The sequence below is a fragment of the Brevundimonas sp. genome (assembly GCF_965278935.1).
Classification (GTDB): Bacteria; Pseudomonadota; Alphaproteobacteria; order Caulobacterales; family Caulobacteraceae; genus Brevundimonas.
This window is the reverse complement of record NZ_OZ257124.1, coordinates 2,018,225-2,045,200: the sequence shown is the minus strand read 5'-3', so window position 1 is coordinate 2,045,200 and position 26,976 is coordinate 2,018,225. Positions and strand designations below refer to the sequence as shown.

The following is a 26,976-nucleotide window of genomic DNA, read 5'->3' as shown; positions in this document are numbered from 1 at the left end:
GGGGGTGGATCAGCCGAACCGGGCCTGCAGATCCACGCTTGACCGCACCCCGACCTCCGCCGCGCAGCTCTCCAGCCACTCGTCGGCGGCCGCGCGACCCCGCTTCTTGAGGTCGTTCAGGAAGGTCCACTCCGTATTGAACTTGGACCCCAGAGACAGGTCGCCGAGCCAGCCGTCCGCCTCGATCGCGTGCATCAGAATGTGCCGATACTGGTCGCGGGCGGACGGGGTCAGCCGGCCCTCCTCGATCAGCTCCTGAACGAAGGCCACAGCGCGTAGCTCTGCGACCAGAGGCGCGTTGAAGACCACCTCGTTCAGCCGGTCCATGATGTCGCCGGCGGCCTTCGGCGTGTCGTCGCGCTCGAAGGCGTTGAGCGTGATCAGCAGCACGTCGTCGGGCGTGTCCTGATAGAAGAGCGGCCACAGAGGCGGATTGGCCAGATAGCCGCCGTCCCAATAGGGCTCTCCGTCGATCTCCACCGCCTGGAACAGGTGCGGCAGGCAGGCGGAGGCCAGCAGGACCTGATCGGTGATCTCGGCCGAGGTGAAGACCCGGCTCTTCGCGTGGCGGACGGCCGTGGCGGCGACGAAGAACTTCACGTCGGAGTGGCGGACAGCCTCGAAATCGATCGAGGCCTGCAGGACCCTTTTCAGCGGATTGTGGTTGAAAGGATTGAACTCATACGGCGACATCGACATCGCCAGGGTCTCCGACGCGCGCCACAAAGGCGAGTCCTTCAGCCAGGTCGGCTGGAGCGCATTGGACCAGATCGAGGTGTCGCCGAAGACGTTCTTGCCGCCCGACTGGTTGGTCTCTCGCCACAGCTTGTCCAGCGCCTGCCGAGCGCCTTCGGGGCCCCCGGTGGCGAGGCCGGACACCAGCGCGGCCCCGTTCATCGCTCCGGCGGAGGAAGCGGTGACGGCCTGAATGTCGACGATGTCGGCTTCCAGAAGCCGGTCGAGCACGCCCCACTGGAAGGCGCCGTGCGCGCCCCCGCCCTGCAGCGCCAGACAGATGGGGCGGCGACCGCCGGCGGGCGATTCAGGCGCGGCGGGCGCCGGGGTCGACTTGCGTTTGAAAAGCGCCATCGTCCCCCGACAGTCGTCCTATTGGGCGGTCCAGCCGCCGTCGATCGAGAAGCTGGCCCCGTTGGCCGAGGCCCCCAGATCGCTGACCAGATAGAGGAATATGCCGGCCAGTTCGTCGGTGGTGACAAACCGCTTGGTCGGCTGAGCCGCCAGGATCACATCCTTCAGCACCTGTTCCTTCGATATGCCGCGCGTGCGGGCCTGATCCGCGATCTGCTTCTCGACGATCGGAGTTTCCACGAAGCCGGGGCAGATGGCGTTGCAGGTGATGTTGTCCTGCGCGACTTCCAGAGCGACGGTCTTGGTGAAGCCGAGGACGCCGTGCTTGGCCGCGACATAGGCTGACTTGAACGGGCTGGCGACCAGACCGTGGGCCGAGGCGACATTGACGATCCGCCCGCGGCCCTGGGCCTTCATGATCGGGATGGCGGCGCGGGTGGCGTAGAAGGTCGAGGAGAGGTTGATCGCGATGATCTTCTCCCACTGGTCAGACGGGAATTTCTCGACCGCCTCGACGTGCTGGATTCCGGCGTTGTTGACCAGGATGTCCAGCCGGCCGAGCTGATGTCTGGCGTATGCCACCATGTCGGCGACCTCGTCGCCCTTGAGCATGTTGGCGGCGTGATAGCGCACCCGGACGCCGCAGCTGGCCTCCATCTCGGCGCGGATTCGCTCGATCTCCGAGGGATCGCCGAGGCCGTTCAGGACGACGTCTCCCCCACGAGAGGCGACCGCCCGGGCAAGGGCCAGGCCGATGCCGGAGGTCGAGCCCGAGATGACGGCCACCTGGCCCTTGAGGTCGTTGGGATCGCGATAGACGGGGCGCTCGGTTTCCGAGCCGTCCTTCTTGCCAGGCCACTGAAACATCGGGTCGTTCACTCTCGCTTCTTGCCCCTGTCCGCGCGGATCGAGCGCGTCGCGGGGTCTCTGGTTTGCCGGGACTCTAGCCTTTCGCGACTGCGAAGGCGACCCGGGTCTCAGGAATTTCCCTGCCTGGTGAATATCCAGTCCGTCTCGGTCGAGGCTGCCTTCTGGAAGCGGTAGCCGTCGCGGTCGAATGCCTTCAGATCGCCGGCGGTTTCGATCCGCTCGTCGATGGCGAACCGGGTCATGGTCCCGCGCGCCTTCTTGGCGAAAAAGGAGATGATGCGGCTCTCGCCGTCCTTCTCTTCCCGGAAATGCGGCGTGACGACCGGTAGTTTCAGCGCCCTGGCGTCGACCGCGCCGAAATATTCCTGGCTGGCCAGGTTCACCAAGGTCGGGTCGGTTTGCCCATCGGCGTCGGCATTCAGCTGTTTCGAGATCCGGTCGCCCCAGAAATCATAGAGGCTGGATCCGCGCCGGGTCTTCAGCCGGGTGCCCATCTCAAGTCTGTAGGGCTGGATCCGGTCCAGCGGACGCAGAAGGCCGTAGAGGCCGGACAGGATTCGCAAATGATCCTGGGCGAAGGCGAGGCCGGCCTTGTCCAGGGTCCGGGCTTCCAGCCCCTGATAGACGTCGCCGGCGAAGGCGAAGGCGGCCTGGATGCCCGTATCGAGCGCATCGGGATCGAAAGCCTTGAACCGCGCCTGGTTGAGCTTGGCCAGATCGGTGGAAATGCCCATCAGCCGGCGCAGGTCCGCCTGGGTCTGGTTGCGGGCGGTCTTCGACAGGGTCGCCGTGTCGTCGATGAAACGCCGATGCGTGGCCGCGACGTCATGCGGGGGTTCTGTGAAATCCAGCCGCTTGGCGGGCGAAAGCACGATCAACAAGGGCGGGGGCTCCGTTCGTCCGTCGCGGGTTTAGGCGCGTTCGACGACGGTTTGAAGGGCGAGATCTAGAACAGAACCGCCGGATTCATGATCCGCTGGGGATCGATGGCCTTGCGGATCGCTTGCATGGTCGAGATCTCAAGCGGCGACTTGTAGCGGCGGGCCTCGTCGGTCTTCAGGCGACCCAGGCCGTGTTCCGCCGAGATCGAGCCTTCATAGCGGGCCACGACGTCGTGGACGACCTTCGATCCGGCCTCCCAGCGACCGAGGAAGGCCTGCAGGTCGCCGCCGGGCGGGCACAGGATGTCGTAGTGCATGTTGCCGTCGCCGACGTGGCCGAAGGCGGAGACGCGGGCTCCGGGTTCGAAGGCTTCGACGGCGGCCGTGGCCTCGTCGAGGAAGTCGGCGATCCGGCTGACGGGGACCGAGACGTCGTGCTTCCAGCCGCCGCCCTCGGGCCGTTGCGAGGCTGACTGCTCCTCGCGCAGCTTCCAGAAGTCGCGGACCTGGGTCTCGTTCTGGGCGATAGCGGCGTCGGTGATCAGGTCTTCCTCGAAGGCGGCGGTCAGGATGCGCTCCATCCCGGCCTCGGCGGCGCCGGGTTCGCCGGAGGTCAGTTCGATCAGGGCGTACCAAGGCTGGACGCTGTCGAGCGGTTCGCGGACGCCGGGAATGTGTTTGATGGCGAACTCGACTCCGATCCGCTTCATCAGCTCGAACGCCTCGACCCCGCCGCCGGTCTCGGCCTTGGCGCGCGCCAGGAGCTGAATGGCCGAATGGGCGCTGGCCAGACCGACGACGGCCGTGGCGCGGCTGCGCATGATCGGGAACAGCTTGAGGGTTGCGGCCGTGACCACGCCGAGGGTGCCCTCGGCGCCGATGAGCAGCTGTTTCAGATCGTAGCCGGTGTTGTCCTTCCTCAGCCGCTTCAGGCCGTTGAAAAGCTGGCCGTCGGGCATGACGGCCTCAATGCCCAGCACCAGGTCGCGCATCATGCCGTAGCGCAGGACGGCCGTGCCGCCGGCATTGGTGGAGATCACGCCGCCGATCGTCGCCGTACCCTCCGCCGCGAGGCTGAGGGGGAAGAAGCGGTCCGCTTTGGTCGCCAGCTGCTGTGCCTCCAGCAGGGTGATCCCGGCCTCGACCGTCATGGCGTCGTCCAGCGGCGTCACGTCGCGCACCGCGCGCAGGCGCCGCGTCGTCAGGAGGACCTCGCCGAAAGGCACCTGGCCGCCGACAAGGCCGGTGCCACCGCCCTGGGGGGTAATGCCGACGCCATGGCGAGCGCAAATTTCCACCGCGCGGGCGACGTCTGCCGTCGAACCCGGCTTGAGCATCAGGGGCGTATGCCCTGTCCATTTGTTGCGCCATTCGCCGACCCAGGGCGCGATCTCTGCCGGGTCTTCTGTCCAGCCGGACGGGCCGAGCACGGCTTTCAATTCGTCGAGGGCGGCGGGGGAGGGAGGGGCCATGTCATCTTGTCTCAAAGCGTGGCCGCACATGCCAGTCAAAAGAGGGGCTAGAGTCCGCCTCATGAGCGATTCCTCCCTGACCCCCGTGCCCGCCGTCGGCGTTGTCTGCCTTCGCGGCGACGAGGTTCTGCTGATCCGGCGGGGGACCCCGCCGCGCATCGGCGAATGGAGCCTGCCGGGCGGCCGCATTGAGCCCGGCGAGCGGGCGGTCGATGCGGCTCTGCGCGAACTACGCGAGGAGACAGGCGTGGAAGCGCGCATTCTCGGCCTTGTCGATGTCGTGGACGGCATCTTCCCCGAGGCGGGGCGACACTATGTGCTGATCGACTACGTCGCGGAATGGACGGGCGGGGAGCCCGTCGCGGGTGACGATGCTGCCGAGGCCGTCTTCCTGCCAGTAGAGGCGGCATTGGCCGCCGTGGCTTGGAACGAAACGCGGCGCGTCATCACCCGGGCCGTCATGTTTCGGCAAGCTTGACGGCACTGTCAGGTCCCGTCACTTACCTAAGAGCGCTGCAAAGCCGACACATTTTGACGACGGCTCGGACGATTCTGTCCTGGGTCGCTCTCTTTTAACTTCGGCCGGCATCCCGCCGGCCTTGGGGGGACTACACAGATGAAGACCAAACTGTTCATGGCGGCCTCGACCGCCGCCATCCTGTTCGCGACCGGCGCCATGGCGCAGGCCACGATGACCGTCACCAACTCCGGCGAAGTCGCCATCACCGAACTGGCGATCTCCGGAACGTCCGTCGAGGACTTCGGCGACAACCTGCTGGACGAAGAAATCGCACCGGGCGACGGCGTTGAAGTGACCTTCGACGTCGGCGACGACTGCGTCCAGGACGTGATGGCCACCTACGAGGACGGCGATACCGAAGAGCTTTACGACATCGACCTCTGCGAAGGGGGCGACATGGACGTCGAAGACGACGACGTCGATGAAGAAGATCCGAGCGAAGACGAGGAAGAAGACGAAGACGAGGAAGACGAAGAAGAAGGCGACGAGGAAGAAGAAGACGAAGAAGGCGACGAGGAAGAGGAAGAGGAAGAGGAAGAGTAATCTTCCGACCCACCTTTTGCGACGCGGCGGCTCCCGGGAGGGGGCCGCCGTTTTCGTTTGTGGCGTGAACCGGCGGGGCGGGGTAGCTTCGCGACCAGGAGGATCCCGAATGCCCTATTTCGCCGTTGTGCTGCTGGTTTTCGCAGTCATCTTCGTCTTCAGCATCGTCAAGATCGTGCCCCAAGGCCGCGAACTGACGGTCGAGCGGTTCGGCAAATACACCAAGACCCTGAAACCCGGCATCAGCATTCTGATCCCCTTCGTGGAGCGGATCGGTCGGCGCATGAACATGATGGAGCAGGTCCTCGACGTGCCCCAGCAGGAGGTCATCACCAAGGACAACGCCATGGTGAAGGTCGACGCCATCGTCTTCATCCAGGTCATGGATGCGCCCAGCGCGGCCTATCGGGTCGAGAACCTGCCTTACGCGATCACCCAGCTGTGCTCGACCAACCTGCGCACCGTGGTCGGCTCGATGGACCTGGACGAGGTCCTGTTCCAGCGAGACAACATCAACTCGCGTCTGCTGACAGTGATTGACGCGGCGACCGAGCCGTGGGGCGTCAAGGTCAACCGGATCGAGATCAAGGACCTGACCCCGCCGGTCGACATCACCAACGCCATGGCCCGCCAGATGAAGGCCGAGCGTGAACGCCGTGCCGTCATCACCGAGGCCGAGGGCGAGAAACAGGCCGCCATCGCCCGCGCCGAGGGCGCTAAGCAGGCGGCGATCCTGGAGTCGGAAGGCCGCAAGGAGGCCGCCTTCCGCGACGCCGAGGCCCGCGAGCGCGCCGCCGAGGCCGAGGCCAAGGCGACCGCCATGGTGTCCGAAGCCATCGCGCGCGGCGACGTCAACGCCATTAACTACTTCGTCGCCCAGAAATACGTCGAGGCCTTCGCCGAACTGGCCCGCAACCCGACGGCCAAGACGGTTATCGTGCCCGCAGAGATGGGCAGCCTCGTCGGCACCCTCGCGGGCATCGGGCAGCTGGTCGGCCTGGCGAAGGACCAGCAGGACATGCCGCGCCCGCCCGCGGCCGCGCCGACGCGTGCCAGCCGGGCGGCATCTGTGCCGCCGACGACCTGAGGGAGGACTGACCATGGATGCCATCCTCGACCTCTACGCGACCCAGCCGTTCTGGATCTGGCTCGCCGTCGGCGTGCTGCTGCTGGCCGTGGAGGCGGCGCTGTCGACCGAGTGGCTGCTTTGGCCTGCGGTCGCGGCGGGGGTGGTCGCGGTTCTGACCGCGCTGGGCCTGCGCATGGGGCTGGCCGTCGAGGTCGGGCTGTTCGCCGTGCTGACGATAGCGGCGACCGCCCTGTCGCGCCGCCTGATCCAGCGCGTGAACCCCGACGACCATCCGGACATCAACGACCGCGACCTGCGCCTCATCGGCCAGCGCGCCCGGGTGGTTCAGGCGTTCGTGGAGGGGCGGGGGCGGGTCTTTGTCTCGGGCGCCGAATGGGTGGCTCTGATCGACGGCGACGCCCCGCCCGTGGGCGACAGCGTCGTTGTTGATAGGCTGGAAGGTCCGTCGCTGAAGGTCCGCCGGGAGGCGTGACCGGTCAGCCGATGCCGGCGACCGCGCCGACCTCATCGCGACAGGCGCCTGAGGCGGCGTTCAACTGGTCGGTTTCCGCCCCGGCCAGCCGTTCGAGTTCGGCGATGTCCTGAGCCGTGACGACGCCGGCGTCCAGAACCTCAACCTGCTTGTTGTAGAGCGCCACCCGCTTCTCGCTGGCGGCATAGGCGGCGTCGCTGATCTCGTCGGGGAAGACCATCGTCATCTGCAGGTACTGTTGGTAGATCGACGTGGAAACGGCGTCGCCGGCCTCGAGGCGCGCGGTGATCTCCGCGCGCGCGTCGTCGTCGATCGGTCCCTCGGTCAGGGCTGCGGCCTTCTCGCTGTCGGAAGCGGCGCGTGCGGTCAGCTCACTGAACTGCAGGCAGGTCGACAGCTGTGTCTCGAAGATCTTCTGCCTGGCTGCCGTGCGCGAGACATCCAGCGCCTGGACGGCGGTGAACATTGACGCCGCGGCGACGATCATGGCGGAGATGGCCGAGACGGAGGCGATCGTGCCCTCGACGGAGACCCGCTGGGTCTTGCCCTTGGAGCCGTTCTCGATCGGATCGGTTTCGGGTGGAATCGGGGTCACTTCGGTCATGCGGCGACCTGACCTGATCCCGGGCGTTGCGGCAAGACGTCGTTCGGCGGTCGTCGGGAAACGTCAGGCCTTGGCGGCGCGCATTCGGTCGATGCCGAGATTCGCCAGCTGATCCGCGCGTTCGTTGAGCGCGTGGCCGGCGTGACCCTTGACCCAGTGCCACTTTACCTCGTGCCGGGAGCGGGCGACGTCGAGGCGCTTCCACAGGTCGTCGTTCTTGACCGGCTTCTTGTCGGCCGTCTTCCAGCCGCGCGCCTTCCAGCCGTGGATCCAGCCGGTGATGCCGTCCATCACGTATTTGCTGTCGGTATGGAGGTCGATCTTGCAGGGCCGGGTCAGGGCCTCCAGCGCCATGATGGCGGCGGTCAGCTCCATGCGGTTGTTGGTGGTCAGCGGTTCGCCGCCGCACAGCTCCTTGGTCTTGCCGGACGCCTGAAGAATGGCGCCCCATCCGCCAGGGCCCGGATTGCCCTTGCAGGCGCCGTCGGTGTGGATTGTGACGTGACTCATTCGCGCGGACTTACAGGTTCCCTTGGCGCGTCGCCATCCGCTGGACTATAGGGACCGTATGTTTGACGCGGGCCGCTTTCGGCCCGTTCGAGGAGAGTCTTTCCGTGGGCAGCTTCAGCATCTGGCATTGGGCCATCGTCATCGTCGTCGCCGCCCTGCTGTTCGGCGGCAAGGGCAAGATCTCGAACCTGATGGGCGACGCCGCCAAGGGCATCAAGGCCTTCCGCGAGGGCCTCAAGGACGACGACAAGGCCGGTCCGTCCGATGGCGTGTCCAGCCTGCCGCGCACCGACGCGGAAAAGGAAGAGCTGAAGCGCTAGGTCCGGTTCGGGAAAGAGCCTGACGCATGGGCGGCCTTGGCCCCGGGATCGGGGGCCTCGAATATCTGGTGATCGGCATCGTGGCGCTCGTGGTCGTCGGACCCGAACGGCTGCCCGGAATGCTGCGCCAGCTCGGCAAGATGGTCGCCAAGGCGCGCGGCATGGCCAACGAGTTCCGCGCCAGCTTCGAAGACATGGCCCGCCAGTCGGAGCTCGACGAGTTGCGCAAGGAAGTCCAGGCCCTGCGTGACGGTCAGGGACCGGTGGGGCAGGGGATGGTCCGTCTCGGCGACGAGGCCAACGCCGCCTTCAAGGACATCAAGGCCGAGCTGGAGGCCCCCACTTATGTCGAGCCGCCGCCGCGTGCGGTGATGCTGGATCAGCCGGAGTTTCCGGAACCTTCGACCACGCCTCCGATCGTGACGACCGTGCCGGCCACCGCGGCGAAGGCGCGCAAGCTGCGTGCGGCGACAGCCAAGGTCGCCTCCGCCCCGGCGACCAAGCCGCGCGCGAAGCCTGCCGCCAAGTCGCCCGCCAAGACCGCCACACCCAAGCCGGTCAAACCCCGCGCGCCGCGTAACTCCAAGCTCGACCTATGACCGACCGCGACGAAGCCGAGATCGAGGCGTCGCGGGCGCCGTTGATGGAACATCTGATCGAGCTGCGCGGGCGGCTGATGTGGTCCGTCGCGGCCTTCTGTCTGGCCTTCCTGCTGTGCTTCTTCTTCGCGGCGCAGCTGCAGATCGAACTGATCAAGCCGTTCCAGGCCGCCGCCGCCGTTCACGCCGCCGCCGTGGCCAAGGGCGAGCACGCCAATCCGCTGGACCTTCTGGCCATTACCGCCGGTCTGAGGCCGTTCCCGCCGGGCGGACTGGCTGCGGTTTCGCTGATCGCGACGGCACCGCTGGAGCAGCTGTTCACCAAGATGAAGATCGCCGGGTTCGGCGCCATCGTCCTGGCCTTCCCGATCCTCGCCTATCAACTCTACGCCTTCGTGGCGCCGGGCCTGTATCGCAACGAGAAGGGTGCTTTCCTGCCTTTCCTGATCGCGACGCCGGTCATGTTCTGCCTCGGCGGGGCGTTGGTCTATTACGTCATGCTGCCGTTCGTGATGCTGTTCTCCCTGAGCCAGCAGATCTCCAGCGAAGGCATCACCGTCCTGCTGACGACCAAGATCTCGGACTATCTGAATCTGGTGACATCCCTGATCCTTGCGTTCGGCCTGTGCTTCCAGCTGCCGGTCGTGACGACCCTGCTGGGCATGGCGGGCCTGATCAGTTCCAAGCTGATGAGCGAGGGGCGTCGCTACGCCATCGTCGCCGTGGTCGTTCTGGCCGCCGTCGTGACGCCGCCGGACCCCATCAGTCAGCTGATGCTCGCGATCCCTCTGGTGCTGCTCTACGAGGTTTCGATCTGGTGCGTGCGGCTGATCGAACTGCGTCGCAAGAAGGATGAAGATGCGGACGGTTTGGCGGCCGCTTGATCGGATTCCGCCGTGCCGTCCCCTGGAGTCTGGTTTTGCTCCGCGTCGCGGCGGGGCCAGGACTGGTGGGACTTGCGCTTGCGGGAGAGGACGGGGCCTGTGCCGTTTTGCTCTCGCTTGGGGTGCTGTCCGATATCTTCGATGGTGTGCTGGCACGCCGTTGGAATGTGTCCACGCCAGCGCTGCGGACATGGGACAGTCGAGCCGACGTCGCGTTTTGGGCGTGTGCGTTCGGCGCCTTGATTGTCTCCCGGCCCGACTGGCTGGCGGTGCTTTGCCCCGCCATCGCGCTCTTTGTCGCTCTAGAGGCCGCGAACCACGGCTTCAGCTTCTACCGGTTCGGGCGGGAGGCGTCGCCGCATCACTATCTTTCGAAGGCGTTCGGACTGGCGCTCTGGCTCTTCGTGGGGACGGCTTTCGTGACCGGTCGCCTTCAACCCCTTTTCGGCGTCGCCGCAACGATCGGGGTGCTGTCTCAGGTTGAGGCTTTCCTCATCACGGCCCGGCTACGGGCATGGCGATGTGACGTGCCGAGCGTCTTCACGCTCCGACCCTGAAGCAAAAAGGGCCGGACGTCGCCGTCCGGCCCCTCTCGTTGCGATCCGGCGATCCGATCAGCAGCTGTAGTACATGTCAAACTCGACCGGGTGCGGGTGGAGGGCCAGGCGCATGACCTCTTCCATCTTCAGCTCGATGTAGCTGTCGATGAAGTCGTCATCCATGACGCCGCCCTTCTTGAGGAAGGCGCGGTCCTTGTCGAGGCTCTCGAGTGCTTCCTTGAGCGAGCCGCAGACCTCGGGGATCGAGTGGCGCTCTTCCGGCGGCAGGTCGTAGAGGTTCTTGTCGGCGGGACCGCCCGGATCGATCTGGTTCTCGATCCCGTCGAGGCCGGCCATGAGCAGGGCCACGAAGGTCAGATAGGGGTTGCCCATCGGGTCGGGGAAGCGGGCTTCCAGACGCTTGGCCTTGGGGTTCGAGGTGTGCGGGATACGGATCGAGGCCGAACGGTTGCGGGCCGAGTAGGCCAGTTTCACCGGGGCTTCGTAGCCGGGCACCAGACGCTTGTAGGAGTTGGTGGTCGAGTTCGCGAAGGCGTTGATGGCCTTGGCGTGCTTGATGATGCCGCCGATGTACCACAGACATTGTTGCGACAGGCCGGCGTACTTGTCGCCGGCGAACTGGGGCTTGCCGTCCTTCCAGATCGACATGTGGACGTGCATGCCCGAGCCGTTGTCGGCGAACATGGGCTTGGCCATGAAGGTCGCCGACTTGCCGTAGGCCGCGGCCACGTTGTGGATCACGTACTTATACAGCTGAAGGCGGTCGGCCATGGTCAGCAGGTCCGAGAACTTCAGGCCGAGTTCGTGCTGGGCCGGGGCCACCTCGTGGTGATGCTTCTCGGGGTTGAGGCCGAGGTCGCGCATGACGCCCAGCATCTCGCCGCGCAGGTCCTGGCCCGAATCGACCGGGTTGACGGGGAAGTAGCCGCCCTTGGGGCCCGGGCGGTGGCCCATGTTGCCCTCGGTGTATTCCGAGCCCGTGTTGGCCGGCAGCTCGATCGAATCATAGCTGTAGCCGGTGTTGTGCGGCTGGGTGTTCCAGCGGACATCGTCGAAGATGAAGAACTCGGCTTCCGGGCCGAAATAGACCTGATCGCCCACGCCCGAGGACTGGACATAGGCCAGAGCCTTCTTCGCCATCGAGCGGCTGTCGCGGTTGTAGGGTTCGCCGGTGTCCGGGTTCATGACGTCGCAGAACAGGAACATCGTGGTCTGCTGGTAGAAGGGATCGATGTAGGCCGTTGTCAGGTCCGGCATCAGCAGCATGTCGCTCTCGTTGATCGCCTTCCAGCCGGCGATCGAGGAGCCGTCGAACATGGTGCCCTCTTCGAGGAACTCCTCGTCGACGAGGTCGATGTCGAAGGTGACGTGCTGCAGGCGACCCTTGGTGTCGGTGAAGCGGACGTCGACGTATTTCACGTCCTTGTCCTTGATCTCCTGCAGGATTTTCTTGGCCGTGCTCATAGTCGATGATCCTTTTTCGTTTCTTCTGGGGAGGAAGCGTTACTGACGACGCTCAGGCCTAGACGGCCTGGGCGCCGGTTTCGCCGGTGCGGATGCGGATGACGTCGATCACGTCGGAGACGAAGATCTTGCCGTCACCGATCTTCCCGGTGCGAGCTGCGGTCTGGATGGCCTCGACCACGGCCGGGGCGAGGTCGTCGGCGACGACCACCTCGATCTTGATCTTCGGCAGGAAGTCGATGACGTACTCGGCGCCACGATAGAGTTCGGAGTGACCCTTCTGGCGGCCGTATCCCTTGGCCTCCAGCACAGTCATACCCTGCACTCCGATGTCCTGGAGCGCTTCCTTCACGTCGTCGAGCTTGAACGGCTTGATGACGGCTTCGATCTTCTTCATGGGCGACCCCGAGGCGGCATCAGGTGGGCCAGACGCTCGGGAACCAAAGGGACATCGCATCGCAGCATAAGGCAAGGGGCGATTTGCATTTTCGTCACCGAAGCGCGTTGAGGGAAGCATGAGCGAAACCAACGACCCGACCCTGTGGCGCGCCGACCTGCCGTGGCCCGGGCCGGATGCGCACAAGCATCAGCGCGGACGGCTGGGCGTGGTGTCGGGCGCAATGCTGCACACCGGAGCGGCGCGGCTGGCGGCGCGGGCGGGTCTGAGGGTCGGGGCCGGTCTGGTCAGGATCCTGTGTCCGCCGGACGCCGGGCCGGTGATTGCGGGGGCGGTCGAGGCGGTGATGGTGTCGGACTTCGACACGCCGGAGGCCTTGGCGGAACTGGCCGGACCGCTGGATTGCGTGGTGATCGGACCGGCGGCGGGGCTGACCGAGGCGACGGCGCAGAACCTCAAGGCGCTGGCGGGGACCGGGGCGGCGCTGGTCGTCGATGCGGATGCGCTGACGCTGTTCAAGGGTCGCGCGGAGGCGCTGTTCGCCTGTCTGGACGCAGCCGACGTGATCACACCGCACGAGGGCGAGTTCGAACGGGTGTTTCCGGGCCTGCTGGGGCAGGGGCGGGAAGTCGCGGCTGTCGAGGCGGCGCGGCTCAGCGGGGCGTACGTGGTCCTGAAAGGGCGGGAGACGGTGATCGCCGCCCCGGACGGGCGATGCAGGATCAACGGGAACGGTTCCCCCTGGCTGGCGACGGCGGGCAGCGGCGATGTGCTGGCCGGGCTGATCGGCGGGCTGATGGCGCAGAAGATGGAGGCCTTCGAGGCGGCGTCGGCCGCCGTGTGGATGCATGCGGATGCGGCCGGGCGGTTCGGGCCGGGTCTGACGGCGGAGGATCTGCCGGGGTTGATCCCGGCGGTGCTGCGCGATCTGGCGTGACCGCGGTCGCGATCCACAGGGCCAGAACAAAGAGGAAACATTTGGCTTGAGGCCGGCGGTGGAGCGTGGTTCGGTGGCGCGAGGGAGCCCGACATGCGTGACATCCGTACCGACTTCTACGAGCCGCGAAACCGGGGGGAGCCGGGCGCGCGACTGGTCGTGGCCTGCGCGGCAAAGGGATGCGAGCGGGCGGCGCTGATGGACCCGCGTCCGGTGTTCGGGTCGCGGCGCTTCTGGCCGGTCTCCGGCCGGTCCGGGCGGTTCCGATGCACCTGCGGATCGAGGGAGACGCAGCTCAGCTACACCTCCAACACAGCCCAGAAGGATGGGCCGATCTCGATGGCTGCGATGCGTCTGTGGCTTTGACGCCGGTTGCCTCGGTGAGCGGGGTCGCCTAGGTCCGTCAGGTGAGCCTTGAATCCCTTCCCGATGAGGTCGCCGGGGGCGACGTGACGGCCTATCGCAAGGCGCTGGGCGCCTTCGCGACCGGGGTCTGCGTGGTGACGGCCGACAGTTCGCTGGGGCCGCTCGGGATCACGATCAACTCCTTCACCTCGATCTCGCTGACGCCGCGCCTCATCCTGTGGTGCCTTGATGAGCGGTCGGAGCGCTGGCATGCCTTCTGCGAGGCCGAACGGTTCTCGATCCACGTGCTGGATGCCCAGTCGGAGGCCCTGGCCCGCCGCTTCGCCAAGGGAATCGGCCTGATGGAGGACCACGAGTTCCAGCGGGTCGGGGATGCGCCGCCGAGGCTGGGGGCCGCCGCGGCGCGCTTTGACTGCAAGACCCACGACCGGGTGCAGATGGGCGACCATATGATGATCATTGGCGAGGTCGCGGGCTTCGAGTCCTCCGACGCGGCGACCCTGACCTACTTCCGCGGACGCTACGGGGTGGCGGGGGGGCATACGGCATGAGGATCGGTTTCGCCGGGCTGGGCGTCATGGGCGGGCCTATGGCGCGCCATCTGGTCAAGGCCGGGCATGAGGTTGCGGGCTACAACCGGTCGCCGGACAAGGCGCGGGTCTGGGCCGAGGCGAACGGCGGTATGTTCGCCGGGACCGTGGCCGAGGCGGCGACGGGTGCAGACGTGCTGGTCCTGTGCGTCGGCAACGACGACGACGTGCGTCAGGTCGTGGGCGAGGCGCTCGCTGCGCTGAAGGCGGGCGCCGTCATCGTGGATCACACCACGACCTCGGCGAAGGTGGCGCGGGAGATGAGCGAGCTGTGCGCCGCCTCGGGTGTGGCCTTCATCGATGCGCCGGTGTCGGGCGGGCAGGCGGGGGCCGAGAACGGCCAGCTCAGCGTCATGGCGGGCGGCGACGCGGAGGCGCTGGAGACCGCTCGGCCGGCGGTCATGGCCTATTCCAAGGCGATCCAGCACATGGGGCCTTCGGGCTCGGGCCAGCTGACGAAGATGGTGAACCAGATCGCCATCGCGGGTGTGGTCCAGGGTCTGGCCGAGGCGGTGCATTTCGCCAAGGTGGCTGGGCTCGATACCGACGCCGCCTATGACGCCGTGTCCAAGGGGGCGGCCCAATCGTGGCAGATGGACAATCGCTGGAAGACGGCGGCGAAGGGCGAGTTCGAGTTCGGCTTCGCCGTCGACTGGATGCGCAAGGATCTGGGGCTGGTGCTGGACGAGGCGCGGGCGAACGGGGCGGTGCTGTCGCTGACGGCCTTGGTCGATCAGTTCTATTCCGAGGTCCAGGCCATGGGCGGGAACCGCTGGGATACGTCGAGCCTGAAGGCGCGGCTAAAGCCCTGAGGCGGATTGGACTCGAAAAAGCCGAGTCCAGAAAGTCCAAATCGCTGAGAAAGATAGCATAAGCGACTGATTTTGCAGCTTTATCCTGTTGCACCCAAGATGCACTCTGGACGGCTTGAGTCCAAACGATTTGCTGGAGAACGACGATGAGCCTGCGTGTCGCCATGATGCTCGTTGTGCTGCTCGTCTGGTGCGGTCAGGCGCATGCCCAGGCCCCGCAGATATGGACGCCGGCCGAGGGCGATGTCGCGATCGGCGACCTGCCGATGGCGCGGGGCGAGACCCTGATGAACGCGCGGATGCACTACCGGACGCTGGGCGAGCCCCGGCGGGATGCGAGCGGCCACGTAACCAATGCGGTGATGCTGCTGCACGGCACGGGCGGGACGGGCGCGACCTTCCTGTCTCCGCAGTTTGCGGGCGAGCTGTTCGGACCGGGCCAGCCGCTGGATGTGACCCGCTACTATGTGATCATGCCCGACGGTCTGGGCCATGGCGGGTCGTCGAAGCCCAGCGACGGGCTGCGGGCGCGGTTCCCCGAGTATGGCTACAACGAGATGGTCGAGGCCCAGCGGCGGATGCTGGTCGAGGGGCTGGATGTCGATCACCTGCGGCTGATCCTCGGCACCTCGATGGGCTGTATGCACGCCTTCGTCTGGGGCGAGGCGCATCCCGATTTCGCCGACGCCCTGATGCCGATGGCCTGTATCCCGACCGAGATCGTCGGCCGCAACCGGCTGTGGCGCTCGATGGTCAAGGACGCCATCCGGGCCGATCCGGCCTGGCGCGGCGGCGACTATGTCGAACAGCCCGTGCAGGGGCTGAGGACGGCGGTGGACCTGCTGCTGCTGGCCGGCGGGGCGGTGATGCCGATGCACCAGGACCTGGCCACGCCCGAGGCCGTCGACGGCTATCTGGCGACCCAGCTGGAGCGACGGCTGCCGACGCTGGACGCCAACGACTTCTGGTATCAGGTCAATGCGTCCTGGGACTACGATCCCTCGGCGGGGCTGGAACGGATCACCGCGCCGGTGACGTGGATCAACTCGGCCGACGACTTCATCAATCCGCCGGAGCTGGGTCTGGCCGAACGGTTCGCGCCGCGGATCGCCAACGGGACCTATCGGCTGATCCCCAACAGTCTCGACGGCAAGGGTCACGGCACCCACACCTGGGCGCGGTTCTGGAAGGACGATCTGGTCGCCCTGCTGGCGCGCAGCGAGCCCTAGGGCGTGATCCGGAACGACCAGGCGAAGTCTTTGGACTGGCCCTGGACGCTGACGTTGCGGATCGCGACGTCATAGGTGGCGCCCGGCTGCAGGCCCTCGGCGGCGAACTGCAGACTGTTCGGCAGACCGTAGGCGTTGTTGTCGAACGACACGCGACCGACCTCGATTGCGGAGCCGCCTCTCTGGCGCACCGAAACCTGGGCCCGGGCGTAATCGACCTGTTCGCTGGACGTCTTGTCGCGGAGGTCGACGAGGACGGAGAAGGAGAGCAGGGCGCGCGGGTCCCAGAAGCGGGCCGGGTAGTCGCCGAAGGGGTATGCGATGAAGCCGCCCTCGATGGGCGCTGGCACGATGCGGTTGCTGCCGATCACACGCAGGGCGGCGCCGTCCGTTCGCCGTCCGTCTGGCAGGATGCCGGCGACCCGGCCGAAGCTGATCGAGGCGAGGAAGGGATCCAGAAGCCAGCGTCTGTGCCCGATGCTGCCCGGGTTCATGTGGCGGACATCGGTCATCCAGCCCGTGACCATCTCGTCCATCGAGACGAAGATCAGCCTCTCGGACGCCAGGCCGCCGAAGATGTTGCTCAGTCGCGCGCCCGTGGCGCCGGCTTCGCTGAAGCAGCGCCACCAACTGCCGGGATAGTGCGACAGGCTGCCGTTGGCGGCGAAGACGAGGGCGGCGGCGACGGCGGTGTCCTCCGCCGCCGGTTCGGAGGTCACGGGGGCGAGGCCATGCAGGGCGCGAACCTCATTGACCCTGGCGGTCAGGGTCGTGATGACCTCGGGCCTCAGACGGCCCGCACGACACTGCTCGATGTCGGGGGCCTCAGTGTAGAGAGCAGCGGCGCGGGCGGCGAAGTCGAGGTTGCGATCCTGGGCGAAGCCGGGCGCGGCGAGACAGGCGGCCGCCAGCGGCAGGGCGGCGAACAAGCGCTTCATCAAGGAACGACCTGTTCCCGCCAGGCCTGAACGATGGTGATCTTCGGCTCCAGCATCTGGCCGCGCATGAAGCCCTCGCCCTCGGTCGGGGAGGTGGGGCTGGCAAGGATGGCGCGGACGACGTCCATACCCTGAACCACCCGACCGAAGACGGCGAAGCCGTCGGGATCGACCGAGAAGGAACGGCCCGCGTCGTAGGACAGGGTCGGGCCGACCGAGACGAAGAAGTCGCCGGTCGCCGTGCCCGGCGCATAGCGGGCCATCGAGACGGCGCCGTCGATATGACTGAGGCCCGTCTGGCTGGTCGGCTCGTGGGCGATGGGCGGCAAGACCCGCTCGGGATCGTTGTTCACCCCGCCCTGGACCAGACCCATGCCGGGGCCGGACTGCATGGCCCGATAGAAGGTCGCGCCGTCGAAGCGGTGCTCGTCGACATATTTAAGGAAGTTGGCGGCCGTGATCGGGGCCTTGGTGATCTCGACCTCGATGACGATGCGGCCGGCCGAGGTTTCCATCTGCACGTGCGGCAGGGCGGGCGCGGGGGCGTCCTGGGCGAGGGCGGGGCCGGCGAGACCGGCGGTCAGGGCGGCGAGGAGGAAGGCGCGTCTCAACATCGGGACAGCCTAGCGCCTCACTCGTAGAAGTCGACGCGGCCCGTGGTCATGTCCTTGACGGCGGCGACGATCCTGACCGTGCCGGCCTCGACCGCATCGGCAAGGGCGCCGTCGGCGGAGTTCAGTTTCCGGGCCACCCAGCGGGCGTTTTCCTCGACCGCGGCGCGGGCGGGGTCGGCGGGCGACGTCCGACGCGCGGCGAGCACGGCGGGGATGATAGGCACGATCATCTCCTCCAGCGAGGGATCCAGTGGCGCGCCGTCGACGATGGCCTCGGCCGCCGCGACTGCGCCGCAGCCGGAGTGGCCCATGACGACGACCAGGGGCGCCTTCAGATGCTTCACCGCATAGACGATGGAGGCGAGGCCCCGTCGATCCACGGTGTTGCCCGCGACCCGGATGATGAAGAGCTGCCCGAGGCCCTGGTTGAACAGGATGGTGGGCGGGGTGCGGCTGTCGGCGCAGCCGACGATGACGGCGATCGGATGCTGGCCGCCCTGAAGCGGCTCCAGATCATGGGCGGTGACGTGGCCGAGGCTGGTCATGCCGGAGACGAAGGCGGCGTTGCCGTCCTTCAGGAGCTGCAGGGCTTCGTCGGGCGTCGGCGCGGTAGCGACGACCGGCTCGGGCGCGGGTTCGGGCTCGACGCTCAGGACGGGTTGGAGAGGCGAGGCGGGCGGTTGGGGCGAGGCGACGACAGCATACGGACGCAATCGCGTCTTGCGACCAAACCACAGGAATCCCATCGCTCAGTCTCCGGCGCGTGCGTTAACCCATTTCTGCCGAACAGAGGTCGATCAGGTCAAGTGAAGGATGCGGGAGGACGCATCGGCGTCAGCCTGCGTGCGATCCAGCGATAGAATCGGCAGGGCAGCGAGGTCCCAGGCGCGGCTGCCGACAGGCCGGCTTTGCAGACGGCAGATGCCCGGCCCGGTCAGGAACGGGAAGCCGAGGCCGACCGCCAGTTCACGCTCGGCTCGATACCGGACGTTGGTCAGCCCCGGCCAGATGCGTCGGCGTCTGTATTCCGGCGCATGAGCGGCGAAGCGCCTCATCGCGGCCGTGCGCACCTCCTGGCTGGCGTTGGGAAGGACCAGGGTGACACTGGTGACCGTCTGCTCGACCAGTTGCCTGACCTCGAACTCCGGATCCTGTGTGCGAAGGTCGAGGCTGGCGAAATGGCCTCGCAAGGTCTCATGGATGACCTTGAGCGACTGGAACGACGGCGCGCGAGGGACGTCGTAGACGGTGGCGGCCAGCCGGGTGCGAGTCTCGGCGGGGAGTATGCCGAGAAGCTCGACGTAGTGGGCGCGCTGGGTCGGGCGGACGAGGGTCGAGAACGACACCGGTACGTAGAGCGGGGTCGTGACCGGGAAATCGAGCAGGAAGCGCAGCGCCGTCAGGACGCAGCCGCCGTCGAACGATTCGGAGTCGAGGGGCAGGTGCTCCTCTCCGTCGACCGCGCTGTAGTAGGTGGCCGCCCGGGACGGGGTGCAACTGATGACATCGCCGACGAAGGCGTGGCCCCGGGGAAAGTAGATGCCCTGGGCCCCGTCGATCGACGGCCCGAAGTTGAAGTCGTCGATGGGCCCCTTCGGCGCGCGGGCGTCCTCGGGGACATCGACCAGCGATCCGTCCGCCGCGATGCGACGCAGCCGTCCGCCCTTCGGCAGGCGACCCGGGTCCTCCATGGCTAGAACCACCTCTTCGGCGGACGAGGCGGTGAAGGCGCGGACGGCTTCCGTCTCGCCCTCGAACAGGACCAGTTTCACCGCGTCCTCGACACCGGTGCCGAACAGCCGCTCCTGAAGCTCGGTGGCCAGATGGGCGAGCTCGACGGTGTCGAGCTCAGCCGAGCGCGGATCACTGAGCAGGTAGCAGTAGTGGGTCAACTGGTCGGCGGTGCGGGGACGAACCCAGCGGACCTCGAGAAAGATGGTCGTGTATTTGGCGACGAGCGGGCCGAGCGTCTCCGCAGGCAAATCGGTGCGATTTGCGTCCACCATGACCCGCAAGCACGAAACTGCCGTCATCGTCTTCCCTTCGCCCGAGTCTGTGGCCGGGGGCGGGTGAAGATTTGGCGAAGGAGCTTTGCTGTTAGCGGCCCAGCAGTCTCGCGGCCTGGGGCGCAAAGTAGGAGAGGACGCCCGCGCAGCCCGCGCGCTTGAAGCCGTGCAGGGTCTCCAGAATGGCGCGGTCCTGATCCAGCCAGCCGTTGGCGATGGAGGCCTGCATCATCGCGTATTCGCCGCTGACCTGGTAGGCGAAGGTCGGGATTTTGAAGGTCTCGGAGACGCGCTGGACGATGTCGAGATAGGGCATGCCCGGCTTGACCATGACCATGTCGGCGCCTTCGGAAATGTCCATCGCGACCTCCTTCAGGGCCTCGTCCGAGTTGGCGTAGTCCATCTGATAGGTCTTCTTGTCGCCCGTCAGCATCTTCGCCGAGCCGACCGCGTCGCGGTACGGGCCGTAGAAGGCAGAGGCGAACTTGGCGGCGTAGGACAGGATCAGGGTGTCGTGGAAGCCGTTGGCCTCCAGCGCCTCGCGGATGGCCTGGACCCGCCCGTCCATCATGTCCGAAGGGGCGACGACGTCGGCGCCGGCGTGGGCCTGGATGAAGGCCTGTTCGGCGAGGCGGTCGAGCGAGGCGTCGTTGACGATCCGTCCGTCCTCGACGACGCCGTCGTGGCCGTGGTCGGTGTAGCAGTCCAGCGCCACGTCGCACATGACGCCGATCTCGGGCGCCGCGTCCTTGATGGCCTTGATGCAGTCGGGGATCAGGCCGTCGGGGTCTGTCGCGCCCGTACCGATCGCGTCCTTGGTCGCGGCGTCGACGTTGGGGAAGAGGGCGACCATCGGGATGCCGAGGTCGCGCGCCTCGACGGCGGCGGCGGCGGCGGCTTTCGGTGACAGGCGGAAGACGCCGGGCATGGAGGGAACGGGGACGCGGTCCTCGGCGCCGTCGTGAACGATCAGGGGCCAGATCAGGTCGGACGGTGTCAGGGTGGTCTCGGCCACGAGGCGACGCACCCACGGCTGGCTGCGCAGGCGGCGGGGACGGGCCATGGGGAAGGCGGCGGGCGCGAAGGGGACGGTCATAGGCGGTGTCTACATTCCTTCTCCCGCTGCGAGAAGGATGCGGCTAGAAGCCCAGAGAAAACGACCAACCGGGAGACACCATGGATTTCGCCCTCACCGAGGATCAGCGCGCCATTCAGGACGCGGCGCGCGCCTTCGCCGATGCGGAGCTGGCGCCGCATTCGGCCGAGTGGGACGAGACCAAACATTTTCCCGTCGACGTCATGCGGCGCGCGGCCGAGACCGGGTTCGCGGCCATCTATGCGGCCGAGGAGCACGGGGGCATGGCTCTGGGCCGGGTCGAGGCGGCCGTGATCTTCGAGGAGCTGGCGCGCGGCGACGTGTCGACGGCGGCCTTCATCTCGATCCACAACATGGCGACCTGGATGATCGACCGGTTCGGGTCGGACGACCTGCGCGGCCGCTTTGTGCCGGGGCTGGCGACGATGGAGAAGATCGCCTCCTACTGCCTGACCGAGCCCGGTTCCGGGTCGGACGCGGCGGGGATGCGGACCAGCGCGACGCGGGACGGCGACGACTGGGTCCTGAACGGGTCGAAGGCCTTCATCTCGGGCGCCGGGACGTCGGACGTCTATGTCGTCATGGCGCGGACGGGCGCTGCGGGGCCGAAGGGAATCTCGGCCTTCGTGGTCGAGATGGGGACGCCGGGCCTGAGCTTCGGTGCGCAGGAGAAGAAGATGGGCTGGAACGCCCAGCCCACGGCCATCGTCCAGTTCGACGACTGCCGGGTGTCGGCGGCCAACCTGCTGGGCAAGGAGGGCGACGGCTTCCGCTATGCGATGATGGGTCTGGACGGCGGGCGACTGAACATCGCGGCCTGTTCGCTGGGCGGGGCGCGGCTGGCGCTGGAGACGGCCATGGCCTACGTCGCGACGCGCAAACAGTTCGGCAAGGCGCTGGCCGAGTTCCAGAACACCCAGTTCAAACTGGCGGACATGGCGACCGAACTGGAGGCCGCGCGGCTGATGGTTCTGCGCGGCGCCTGGGCCATGGACACGCGTCACCCGGAGGCGACGAAGTGGTGCGCCATGGCCAAACGAATGGCGACCGACGCCTGTTTCCAGATCGCCGACGAGGCTCTGCAACTGCACGGAGGCTACGGCTATCTGAAGGACTATCCGCTGGAGCGGATCGTGCGCGATCTGCGGGTCCACCGCATCCTGGAAGGCACCAACGAGATCATGCGCGTCATCACGGCGCGCGAGATGATGCGGCAGTAGGAATGGCCAGGATCAAGAAGGAGGCGACCGCTGCGCCGGATGCGCTGTGGGCCCTGTGGCGTGACGTGGTCGCCGAATTCGGCCTGCGTCGGATGGCCTGGTCGCTGATGCGGTCGAAGACGGGCTGGGGCATCTATGGCGCGGACATGGCGTCCACGCTTCGAGCCACGCCGATGGCGGAGGGCGCGATCACGCGAATGAGCGATGTGCCGCCGCGCGAGATGGAGCGGCTTGCCGGTCTTGCGGGGATCAATGCGAGGCGTGGCGAGGCGATGTGGCGGCTGGCGGTGCTGATGTATGTCACCGTGCCGGTCGGCGTCTTCCTGGCCGGGCTGGAAGGCGTGCCTGAAGTCATCAAGACCGTGGTCGCCGGTCAGGCCTTGATGTTCGGGGTCTTCGTCATCCTGCTGACGCTGTGGCTCCTGGTCTATTTCGCCAACTACTGGCGCGCGAAGCAGATCGAGGCGGTGATTGATCTGGCGCGACTTGAGCGGGGATTTTCGCTCGGAGACATCGGCGATGAGGGCGGCGCCAATGTTTGATGGAGACAGCGTGAGCGAAGCGGAAGTCATTACCGGGATCGAGGGTTCGGTCGGCCGCATCACCCTGAACCGGCCGAAGGCGCTGCATGCGCTGAACCTCGGCATGTGCGAGGCGATGACGGCGGCGCTGCTGGCGTGGCGGGACGATCCGGCCGTGATCTCGGTGCTGATCGATCATGCGGGGGAGCGTGGATTCTGCGCCGGGGGCGACATCCGCATGATCGCCGAGAGCGGGGCGACGGATGCGGTCGAGGCGAAGGCCTTCTTCCTGACCGAGTACCGGCTGAACCACCTGATGGTCGAATATCCCAAGCCGATCAGGGCGATCGTGGACGGGATCGTCATGGGCGGCGGGGTCGGGATTTCGGAGCCGGCCGGGGTCCGCATCGCGACCGAAAGGACGACCTATGCCATGCCGGAGACGGGGATCGGCCTGTTCCCTGACGTGGGTGGCGGCTGGTTCCTGCCAAGGCTGCCGGGCGAGGCGGGGACCTGGCTGGCCCTGACGGGGGCGCGGCTGAAGGCTGCGGATACGGTGGCCCTGGGGATCCATACGCATTTCGTCGAGACGGCCGGGGTCGAGGCTGTGAAGGCTGATCTGCTGGCGGACGCACCGGGAGCCGTGACGCGCCATGCGTCCGATCCGGGGCCGGCCTCGCTCGCGCCGTATCGCGAGGCCATCGACCGGCTGTTCGCCTTCGACACGGTCGAGGACATCTTCGCGGCGCTGGAGGCCGACGGGTCGGACTGGGCGCTGGCGCAGCTGGCGATCCTGAAGACCAAGTCGCCACAGTCGCTGAAGGTCACGCTGCGACAGCTGCGGGTCGGTCGGGCGATGAAGACCTTCGCCGAGGTCATGGCGATGGAATACCGGCTGGGCGGGCGGGTGGTGCGGTCGCACGACTTCCAGGAGGGGGTCCGGGCCGTGATCGTCGACAAGGACAATACGCCCAAGTGGTCGCCCGCGACGCTGGAGGGCGTGACCGACGCCGACCTAGACGCCCTGTTCGCGCCTCTGCCCGCCGATGAGGAATGGACGCCGCTGACCTGAGCGCTTGCATCCTGTGAAGCTCTCGCGCGTATGTGCGCAGAACCGCTGTTCGAGGATCCTCCCATGCTGAAATCGTCGCTGCTGATCGCCGTCGCCGCCGTCACCTTGGGGGCGTGCGCGCCGATGATGTCGGGGGAGACGCCGGCCGATCCCGCCGAGCGCCCTTCGGCGGTCCTCAACGACTACGCCCTGGCCATCGCCGATCCGCTGCGGCCGGCCGGCGAGGTGGCGCGCGATCCGCTGCGGAAGCCGGCCGAGATGCTGGCCTTTATCGGCATCCAGGGCGGCGAACGGATCGCGGATGTCCGTCCGGAGGAGGGCTATTTCAGCCGTCTGTTCGCCCGCGCCGTGGGGCCGGAGGGCCGGGTCTACGCCTATGTGCCGAACCAGACGGCGGCGCGCGAGAATGCGTTCGGCGACACCCTGGCGACCGACTATCCGAACGTGACGCGCATCACCGGCGCGCTTGAGGAGTTCAGCTTCCCCGAGCCGCTGGACGTGGTCTTCATGGGCCAGGAATACCATGACTTCGTCATCGACCGCTTCAACGTGGACGTGGCGGCGATGAACCGGGCGGTGTTCCGCGCCCTGAAGCCGGGCGGCCTCTATGTCATCCTGGACCACCAGGCGGCGGCGGGGGCGGGAACCTCGGTCGTCGGCACCCTGCACAGGATCGAGGCCTCTGCGCTGCGAGCGCAGGTCGAGGCGGCGGGCTTCGTCTTCGACGGCGAGACCAGTGCGGTGCGTAACCCCGAGGACGACCACAGCCTGTCGGTCTTCGACGAAGCCATCAAGGGCCGCACCGACCAGTTCGTCTACCGGTTCCGCAAGCCGGGCTAGACCTCGCGCGTCTCGAACATCTGCATCGAAGCGCCGCCCGTGGCGAAGCCGGCGACGTCGGCCGCGGCCGCCTGACCCTGCGGACTGGCGAAGGCGGCGGCGATGTTGGCGAGGCTGTCGAAATACAGGATGGCGATCATATGGGCGTCGGAGGGACCCTCCGGCGTCATGACCGGGCCGTCGCTGACCTCGTAGCGTCGCAGACCCGGGATCGCCTTGGCGAGCGGGATGTGGACGTCGCGATAGTGGGCGTCGAAGGCCGCGGGGTCGGCGGGCTTTCCATAGGTCACGACGAGCTGGGCCACGGGCGTCTCCTTGCGTTCATGCCCAGCGGTATCATGAATTCGCAGACAGGAAGCCGCCTTCCGCTGACGCCGTTCGCCGGACGCGATACAAGCCGGAGCGCGCCGTGAGAGCGCCAAGGGAGAGAACCATGCGTCGTTCGCTGATCCTGGCCATTTCGGCCGCCGTGCTGATCGCCGCCGGAGGCTTCGCACCCGCGCCGCAGGACGCCGGAGACTACGTCGCCGTGCTGGCGGATTCCGATCGTCCCGAGGCCGACACGGCCCGCGATGCCGCGCGCAAGACCGCCGAAACCCTGGCCTTCGCCGAGGTCGAGCCGGGCGAGACGATCGGCGACATGATCATCGGCGGCGGCTACTTCACCCGCGTCTTCGCCAGCGCCGTCGGCGACGGGGGCCAGGTCATCGCCTGGCAACCGGCGGAGTTCATCGCCTTCCAGGCCAGCTATGGCGAATCGATCACGGCGGCGGACGCGATGGACAACGTCTCGGCCATCCGCTCGCCGATCGGGGCGCCGGAGTTCCCGGCCGGGATGGACCTGATCTTCACGGCCCAGAACTATCACGACCTGCACCTGCAACCCTTCCCGGCGGACACGGCGTCCAAGGTCAATGCGGCGGTGTTCGCGGCGCTGAAGCCGGGCGGTCTCTATGTCATCGTGGACCACGCGGCGGCGGCGGGCGCGGGCATCGGCGTCGCCCACACCCTGCACCGGATCGACATCGCCGACGTGAAGCGCGAGGTCGAGGCGGCGGGCTTCGTGCTGGACGCAGAGAGCGACATCCTTGTGAACCCCGAGGACCCGATGACGGCCAACGTCTTCGACCCTTCGATCCGGGGGCACACCAGCCAGTTCATGCTGCGCTTCCGCAAACCCGCCTGACGGTCCGCCGCGAAGCTGAGGGATCGCAATGAGCGCCTACTGGATCGGTGTCATCGTCGGCGCGGTGATCTTCACCTATCTCTGGAGCCGTCTCTGGCTATGGCTGGTCGGCAGGGTCGTGAAGGCGGACACGAGGCGTGTGGTCACCGCCTACGGCATTGCCTGGCTGGCCGCCGTCGTGCTCGGCGCGTTCGGGTTCGCCGACGATAGTGGTCCGGCGTGGCTGCGGGCGCTTTCGATCTACACCCCGTCGCTGGCGTTGTGGCTTGTCGTCGATCTGCTGGCGAGGCGAGGACGGAAGGGCTAACGGTCTCGGAAAATCCTCGGAGAGACTGACATGACTGCCGCCACCAAGATCGCCTTTATCGGCCTGGGAAACATGGGCGGGGGTATGGCCGCGAACCAGGCCAAGGCCGGTCATGCGGTGGCGGCCTTCGACCTGTCGGCGGCGGCGCTGGAACGGGCCGAGGGCGTGGGCTGCATCGCCAAGAGCTCGGTCGCGGACGCGGTGCGCGACGCCGATGTCGTCATCACCATGCTGCCCGCCGGACCGCATGTGCTGAAGGTCTATTCCGAGCAGATCATCGGCGTGGCGCCGTCCTCGGCCCTGCTGCTGGATTGCTCGACGATCGACGTGGACACGGCGCGGAAGGTGGCGGGTCTGGCGAAGGAGGCGGGCTACGCCTTCGCCGACGCGCCGGTGTCGGGTGGGACGATGGCGGCGGACGCCGGGACCCTGGCCTTCATGGTCGGCTGCGACGAGGCGGAATTCGCCCGCATCGAGGCGGCGCTGGAGCCGATGAGCCGGGCGACGTTCCGCGCCGGCGACCACGGAGCCGGGCAGGCGGCCAAGATCTGCAACAACATGATCCTGGGCATCACCATGCTGGGCACGTGCGAGGCGATCGCCCTGGCCGAGAAGCTGGGTCTGGACCCGGTCAAGATGTTCGACATCGTCGCCAAGTCGTCGGGCCAGAGCTGGTCGACCACGACCTACTATCCGTGGCCTGGGCCGGTGCCGACCGCGCCGTCCAACCGCAACTATGACGGCGGCTTCGCCACGGCGATGATGCTGAAGGACCTGAAGCTGGCGCAGGACGCGGCGGCGAAGTCGGGCGCCTCGACGCCGTTGGGCGCGCAGGCGGAGGCTCTGTTCCAGCTGTTCGACGGCCTGGGATACGGCGGCCGGGACTTCTCTGGCATCCTGCAGATGCTGCGCGGCAAGCTGGACGAGTTGCCGAAGGCCTAGCCTTGAAACTTTTGTGGATCGTCCA

The 26,976-nt window shown here is 67.1% G+C and carries 34 protein-coding genes; 20 read left to right on the top strand and 14 right to left on the bottom strand.

Annotated features, from left to right (window positions below; translation table 11 throughout):
- Positions 1-9: 9 nt before the first annotated feature.
- The 4 genes from ACQY68_RS10230 to ACQY68_RS10215 all read right to left on the bottom strand — a co-directional run bounded on the left by ACQY68_RS10230 (position 10) and on the right by ACQY68_RS10215 (position 4,312).
- Positions 10-1,089 (bottom strand): patatin-like phospholipase family protein, encoded by a 1,080-nt coding sequence (locus ACQY68_RS10230; RefSeq protein WP_428149288.1) that lies wholly within the window; start codon positions 1,087-1,089, stop codon positions 10-12.
- Positions 1,090-1,107: 18 nt separating this feature from the next.
- Positions 1,108-1,956 (bottom strand): 3-hydroxybutyrate dehydrogenase, encoded by an 849-nt coding sequence (locus tag ACQY68_RS10225; protein WP_428149286.1) that lies wholly within the window; start codon positions 1,954-1,956, stop codon positions 1,108-1,110.
- 110 nt (positions 1,957-2,066) lie between these two features.
- Entirely contained in the window at positions 2,067-2,840 is a 774-nt protein-coding gene (yaaA, locus tag ACQY68_RS10220) for a peroxide stress protein YaaA (RefSeq protein ID WP_428149284.1), read from the bottom strand.
- Between the two features lie 65 nt (positions 2,841-2,905).
- Positions 2,906-4,312: an FAD-binding oxidoreductase gene (locus ACQY68_RS10215; RefSeq protein ID WP_428149283.1), complete on the bottom strand. Its 1,407-nt coding sequence runs from the start codon at positions 4,310-4,312 to the stop codon at positions 2,906-2,908.
- A gap of 61 nt (positions 4,313-4,373) precedes the next feature.
- On the opposite strand from ACQY68_RS10215, the gene ACQY68_RS10210 reads away from it, so the two are divergent.
- From ACQY68_RS10210 to ACQY68_RS10195, 4 genes are all read left to right on the top strand, one after another.
- Positions 4,374-4,790, top strand: a complete 417-nt coding sequence (locus tag ACQY68_RS10210; RefSeq protein WP_428149282.1) for an NUDIX hydrolase — start codon at positions 4,374-4,376, stop codon at positions 4,788-4,790.
- A gap of 138 nt (positions 4,791-4,928) precedes the next feature.
- Positions 4,929-5,375, top strand: a complete 447-nt coding sequence (locus ACQY68_RS10205) for a hypothetical protein (RefSeq protein WP_428149281.1) — start codon at positions 4,929-4,931, stop codon at positions 5,373-5,375.
- A 109-nt stretch (positions 5,376-5,484) separates the two neighbouring features.
- Positions 5,485-6,462 carry an SPFH domain-containing protein gene (locus ACQY68_RS10200; RefSeq protein WP_428149280.1) on the top strand — a complete coding sequence of 326 codons (978 nt, stop codon included), beginning with the start codon at positions 5,485-5,487 and terminating at the stop codon, positions 6,460-6,462.
- Between the two features lie 13 nt (positions 6,463-6,475).
- The gene (locus tag ACQY68_RS10195) at positions 6,476-6,937 is read left to right on the top strand and encodes an NfeD family protein (RefSeq protein ID WP_428149279.1); all 462 of its coding nucleotides are present in this window, start codon (positions 6,476-6,478) and stop codon (positions 6,935-6,937) included.
- A gap of 4 nt (positions 6,938-6,941) precedes the next feature.
- Here the strand turns inward: ACQY68_RS10195 and ACQY68_RS10190 are convergent, their stop codons facing one another.
- The gene (locus tag ACQY68_RS10190; RefSeq protein ID WP_428149278.1) at positions 6,942-7,541 is read right to left on the bottom strand and encodes a hypothetical protein; all 600 of its coding nucleotides are present in this window, start codon (positions 7,539-7,541) and stop codon (positions 6,942-6,944) included.
- 63 nt (positions 7,542-7,604) lie between these two features.
- Entirely contained in the window at positions 7,605-8,051 is a 447-nt protein-coding gene (gene rnhA, locus ACQY68_RS10185) for a ribonuclease HI (RefSeq protein ID WP_428149277.1), read from the bottom strand.
- Positions 8,052-8,155: 104 nt separating this feature from the next.
- Between rnhA and ACQY68_RS10180 the strand changes: the two genes are divergently transcribed.
- The 4 genes from ACQY68_RS10180 to ACQY68_RS10165 are packed head-to-tail and all read left to right on the top strand — an operon-like array spanning position 8,156 to position 10,411.
- On the top strand, positions 8,156-8,371 hold the full coding sequence (locus tag ACQY68_RS10180) for a twin-arginine translocase TatA/TatE family subunit (protein WP_428149276.1): 216 nt from the start codon (positions 8,156-8,158) through the stop codon (positions 8,369-8,371).
- A gap of 26 nt (positions 8,372-8,397) precedes the next feature.
- Positions 8,398-8,970, top strand: a complete 573-nt coding sequence (gene tatB, locus ACQY68_RS10175; RefSeq protein WP_428149275.1) for a Sec-independent protein translocase protein TatB — start codon at positions 8,398-8,400, stop codon at positions 8,968-8,970.
- Entirely contained in the window at positions 8,967-9,854 is an 888-nt protein-coding gene (gene tatC / locus ACQY68_RS10170) for a twin-arginine translocase subunit TatC (RefSeq protein ID WP_428149273.1), read from the top strand. The genes tatB and tatC overlap by 4 nt, the downstream gene beginning before the upstream one ends.
- A gap of 35 nt (positions 9,855-9,889) precedes the next feature.
- The gene (locus tag ACQY68_RS10165) at positions 9,890-10,411 is read left to right on the top strand and encodes a CDP-alcohol phosphatidyltransferase family protein (RefSeq protein WP_428149271.1); all 522 of its coding nucleotides are present in this window, start codon (positions 9,890-9,892) and stop codon (positions 10,409-10,411) included.
- 57 nt (positions 10,412-10,468) lie between these two features.
- Here the strand turns inward: ACQY68_RS10165 and glnA are convergent, their stop codons facing one another.
- Entirely contained in the window at positions 10,469-11,878 is a 1,410-nt protein-coding gene (gene glnA, locus ACQY68_RS10160; RefSeq protein ID WP_428149270.1) for a type I glutamate--ammonia ligase, read from the bottom strand.
- Between the two features lie 58 nt (positions 11,879-11,936).
- Positions 11,937-12,275, bottom strand: coding sequence for a P-II family nitrogen regulator (locus ACQY68_RS10155; protein WP_309629111.1), 339 nt, complete (start codon positions 12,273-12,275; stop codon positions 11,937-11,939).
- Positions 12,276-12,393: 118 nt separating this feature from the next.
- Between ACQY68_RS10155 and ACQY68_RS10150 the strand changes: the two genes are divergently transcribed.
- From ACQY68_RS10150 to ACQY68_RS10130, 5 genes are all read left to right on the top strand, one after another.
- Complete coding sequence (locus ACQY68_RS10150) at positions 12,394-13,212, top strand: NAD(P)H-hydrate dehydratase (RefSeq protein ID WP_428149269.1); 819 nt, start codon at positions 12,394-12,396, stop codon at positions 13,210-13,212.
- A 93-nt stretch (positions 13,213-13,305) separates the two neighbouring features.
- Positions 13,306-13,578, top strand: a complete 273-nt coding sequence (locus ACQY68_RS10145) for a hypothetical protein (RefSeq protein ID WP_428149268.1) — start codon at positions 13,306-13,308, stop codon at positions 13,576-13,578.
- Between the two features lie 41 nt (positions 13,579-13,619).
- Entirely contained in the window at positions 13,620-14,129 is a 510-nt protein-coding gene (locus ACQY68_RS10140; protein WP_428149266.1) for a flavin reductase family protein, read from the top strand.
- Positions 14,126-14,980, top strand: coding sequence for an NAD(P)-dependent oxidoreductase (locus ACQY68_RS10135; protein WP_428149265.1), 855 nt, complete (start codon positions 14,126-14,128; stop codon positions 14,978-14,980). Before ACQY68_RS10140 ends, ACQY68_RS10135 begins: the two co-directional genes overlap by 4 nt.
- A 146-nt stretch (positions 14,981-15,126) precedes the next feature.
- Positions 15,127-16,209, top strand: coding sequence for an alpha/beta fold hydrolase (locus tag ACQY68_RS10130; protein ID WP_428149264.1), 1,083 nt, complete (start codon positions 15,127-15,129; stop codon positions 16,207-16,209).
- On the opposite strand, the gene ACQY68_RS10125 is transcribed toward ACQY68_RS10130, so the two are convergent.
- From ACQY68_RS10125 to hemB, 5 genes are all read right to left on the bottom strand, one after another.
- Positions 16,206-17,147: a CAP domain-containing protein gene (locus ACQY68_RS10125; RefSeq protein ID WP_428149263.1), complete on the bottom strand. Its 942-nt coding sequence runs from the start codon at positions 17,145-17,147 to the stop codon at positions 16,206-16,208. The genes ACQY68_RS10130 and ACQY68_RS10125 overlap by 4 nt on opposite strands.
- A complete protein-coding gene (locus ACQY68_RS10120; protein WP_428149262.1) occupies positions 17,147-17,761 on the bottom strand; it encodes a peptidylprolyl isomerase in 615 nt (204 codons plus the stop codon). Before ACQY68_RS10120 ends, ACQY68_RS10125 begins: the two co-directional genes overlap by 1 nt.
- Positions 17,762-17,778: 17 nt before the next feature.
- Entirely contained in the window at positions 17,779-18,507 is a 729-nt protein-coding gene (locus ACQY68_RS10115; protein ID WP_428149261.1) for a carbonic anhydrase, read from the bottom strand.
- Positions 18,508-18,558: 51 nt separating this feature from the next.
- Positions 18,559-19,794: a hypothetical protein gene (locus ACQY68_RS10110; protein WP_428149259.1), complete on the bottom strand. Its 1,236-nt coding sequence runs from the start codon at positions 19,792-19,794 to the stop codon at positions 18,559-18,561.
- Between the two features lie 64 nt (positions 19,795-19,858).
- Positions 19,859-20,863 carry a porphobilinogen synthase gene (gene hemB / locus ACQY68_RS10105; protein ID WP_428149258.1) on the bottom strand — a complete coding sequence of 335 codons (1,005 nt, stop codon included), beginning with the start codon at positions 20,861-20,863 and terminating at the stop codon, positions 19,859-19,861.
- An 80-nt stretch (positions 20,864-20,943) separates the two neighbouring features.
- On the opposite strand from hemB, the gene ACQY68_RS10100 reads away from it, so the two are divergent.
- The 4 genes from ACQY68_RS10100 (at position 20,944) to ACQY68_RS10085 (ending at position 24,516) form a co-directional block, all read left to right on the top strand.
- Positions 20,944-22,083 carry an acyl-CoA dehydrogenase family protein gene (locus tag ACQY68_RS10100; RefSeq protein ID WP_428149257.1) on the top strand — a complete coding sequence of 380 codons (1,140 nt, stop codon included), beginning with the start codon at positions 20,944-20,946 and terminating at the stop codon, positions 22,081-22,083.
- Between the two features lie 2 nt (positions 22,084-22,085).
- Entirely contained in the window at positions 22,086-22,625 is a 540-nt protein-coding gene (locus ACQY68_RS10095; protein WP_428149256.1) for a hypothetical protein, read from the top strand.
- Positions 22,618-23,676 carry an enoyl-CoA hydratase/isomerase family protein gene (locus ACQY68_RS10090; RefSeq protein WP_428149255.1) on the top strand — a complete coding sequence of 353 codons (1,059 nt, stop codon included), beginning with the start codon at positions 22,618-22,620 and terminating at the stop codon, positions 23,674-23,676. Before ACQY68_RS10095 ends, ACQY68_RS10090 begins: the two co-directional genes overlap by 8 nt.
- Before the next feature lie 63 nt (positions 23,677-23,739).
- A complete protein-coding gene (locus ACQY68_RS10085; protein WP_428149254.1) occupies positions 23,740-24,516 on the top strand; it encodes a class I SAM-dependent methyltransferase in 777 nt (258 codons plus the stop codon).
- On the opposite strand, the gene ACQY68_RS10080 is transcribed toward ACQY68_RS10085, so the two are convergent.
- On the bottom strand, positions 24,513-24,821 hold the full coding sequence (locus tag ACQY68_RS10080) for an EthD family reductase (protein ID WP_428149253.1): 309 nt from the start codon (positions 24,819-24,821) through the stop codon (positions 24,513-24,515). The two genes, ACQY68_RS10085 and ACQY68_RS10080, sit on opposite strands and share 4 nt — an antisense overlap.
- 128 nt (positions 24,822-24,949) lie before the next feature.
- Between ACQY68_RS10080 and ACQY68_RS10075 the strand changes: the two genes are divergently transcribed.
- The 3 genes from ACQY68_RS10075 to mmsB are packed head-to-tail and all read left to right on the top strand — an operon-like array spanning position 24,950 to position 26,951.
- Entirely contained in the window at positions 24,950-25,702 is a 753-nt protein-coding gene (locus tag ACQY68_RS10075; RefSeq protein ID WP_428149251.1) for a class I SAM-dependent methyltransferase, read from the top strand.
- Positions 25,703-25,730: 28 nt separating this feature from the next.
- Positions 25,731-26,009 carry a hypothetical protein gene (locus ACQY68_RS10070; protein ID WP_428149250.1) on the top strand — a complete coding sequence of 93 codons (279 nt, stop codon included), beginning with the start codon at positions 25,731-25,733 and terminating at the stop codon, positions 26,007-26,009.
- Between the two features lie 30 nt (positions 26,010-26,039).
- Positions 26,040-26,951 carry a 3-hydroxyisobutyrate dehydrogenase gene (gene mmsB / locus ACQY68_RS10065; protein ID WP_428149248.1) on the top strand — a complete coding sequence of 304 codons (912 nt, stop codon included), beginning with the start codon at positions 26,040-26,042 and terminating at the stop codon, positions 26,949-26,951.
- Positions 26,952-26,976 lie beyond the last annotated feature (25 nt).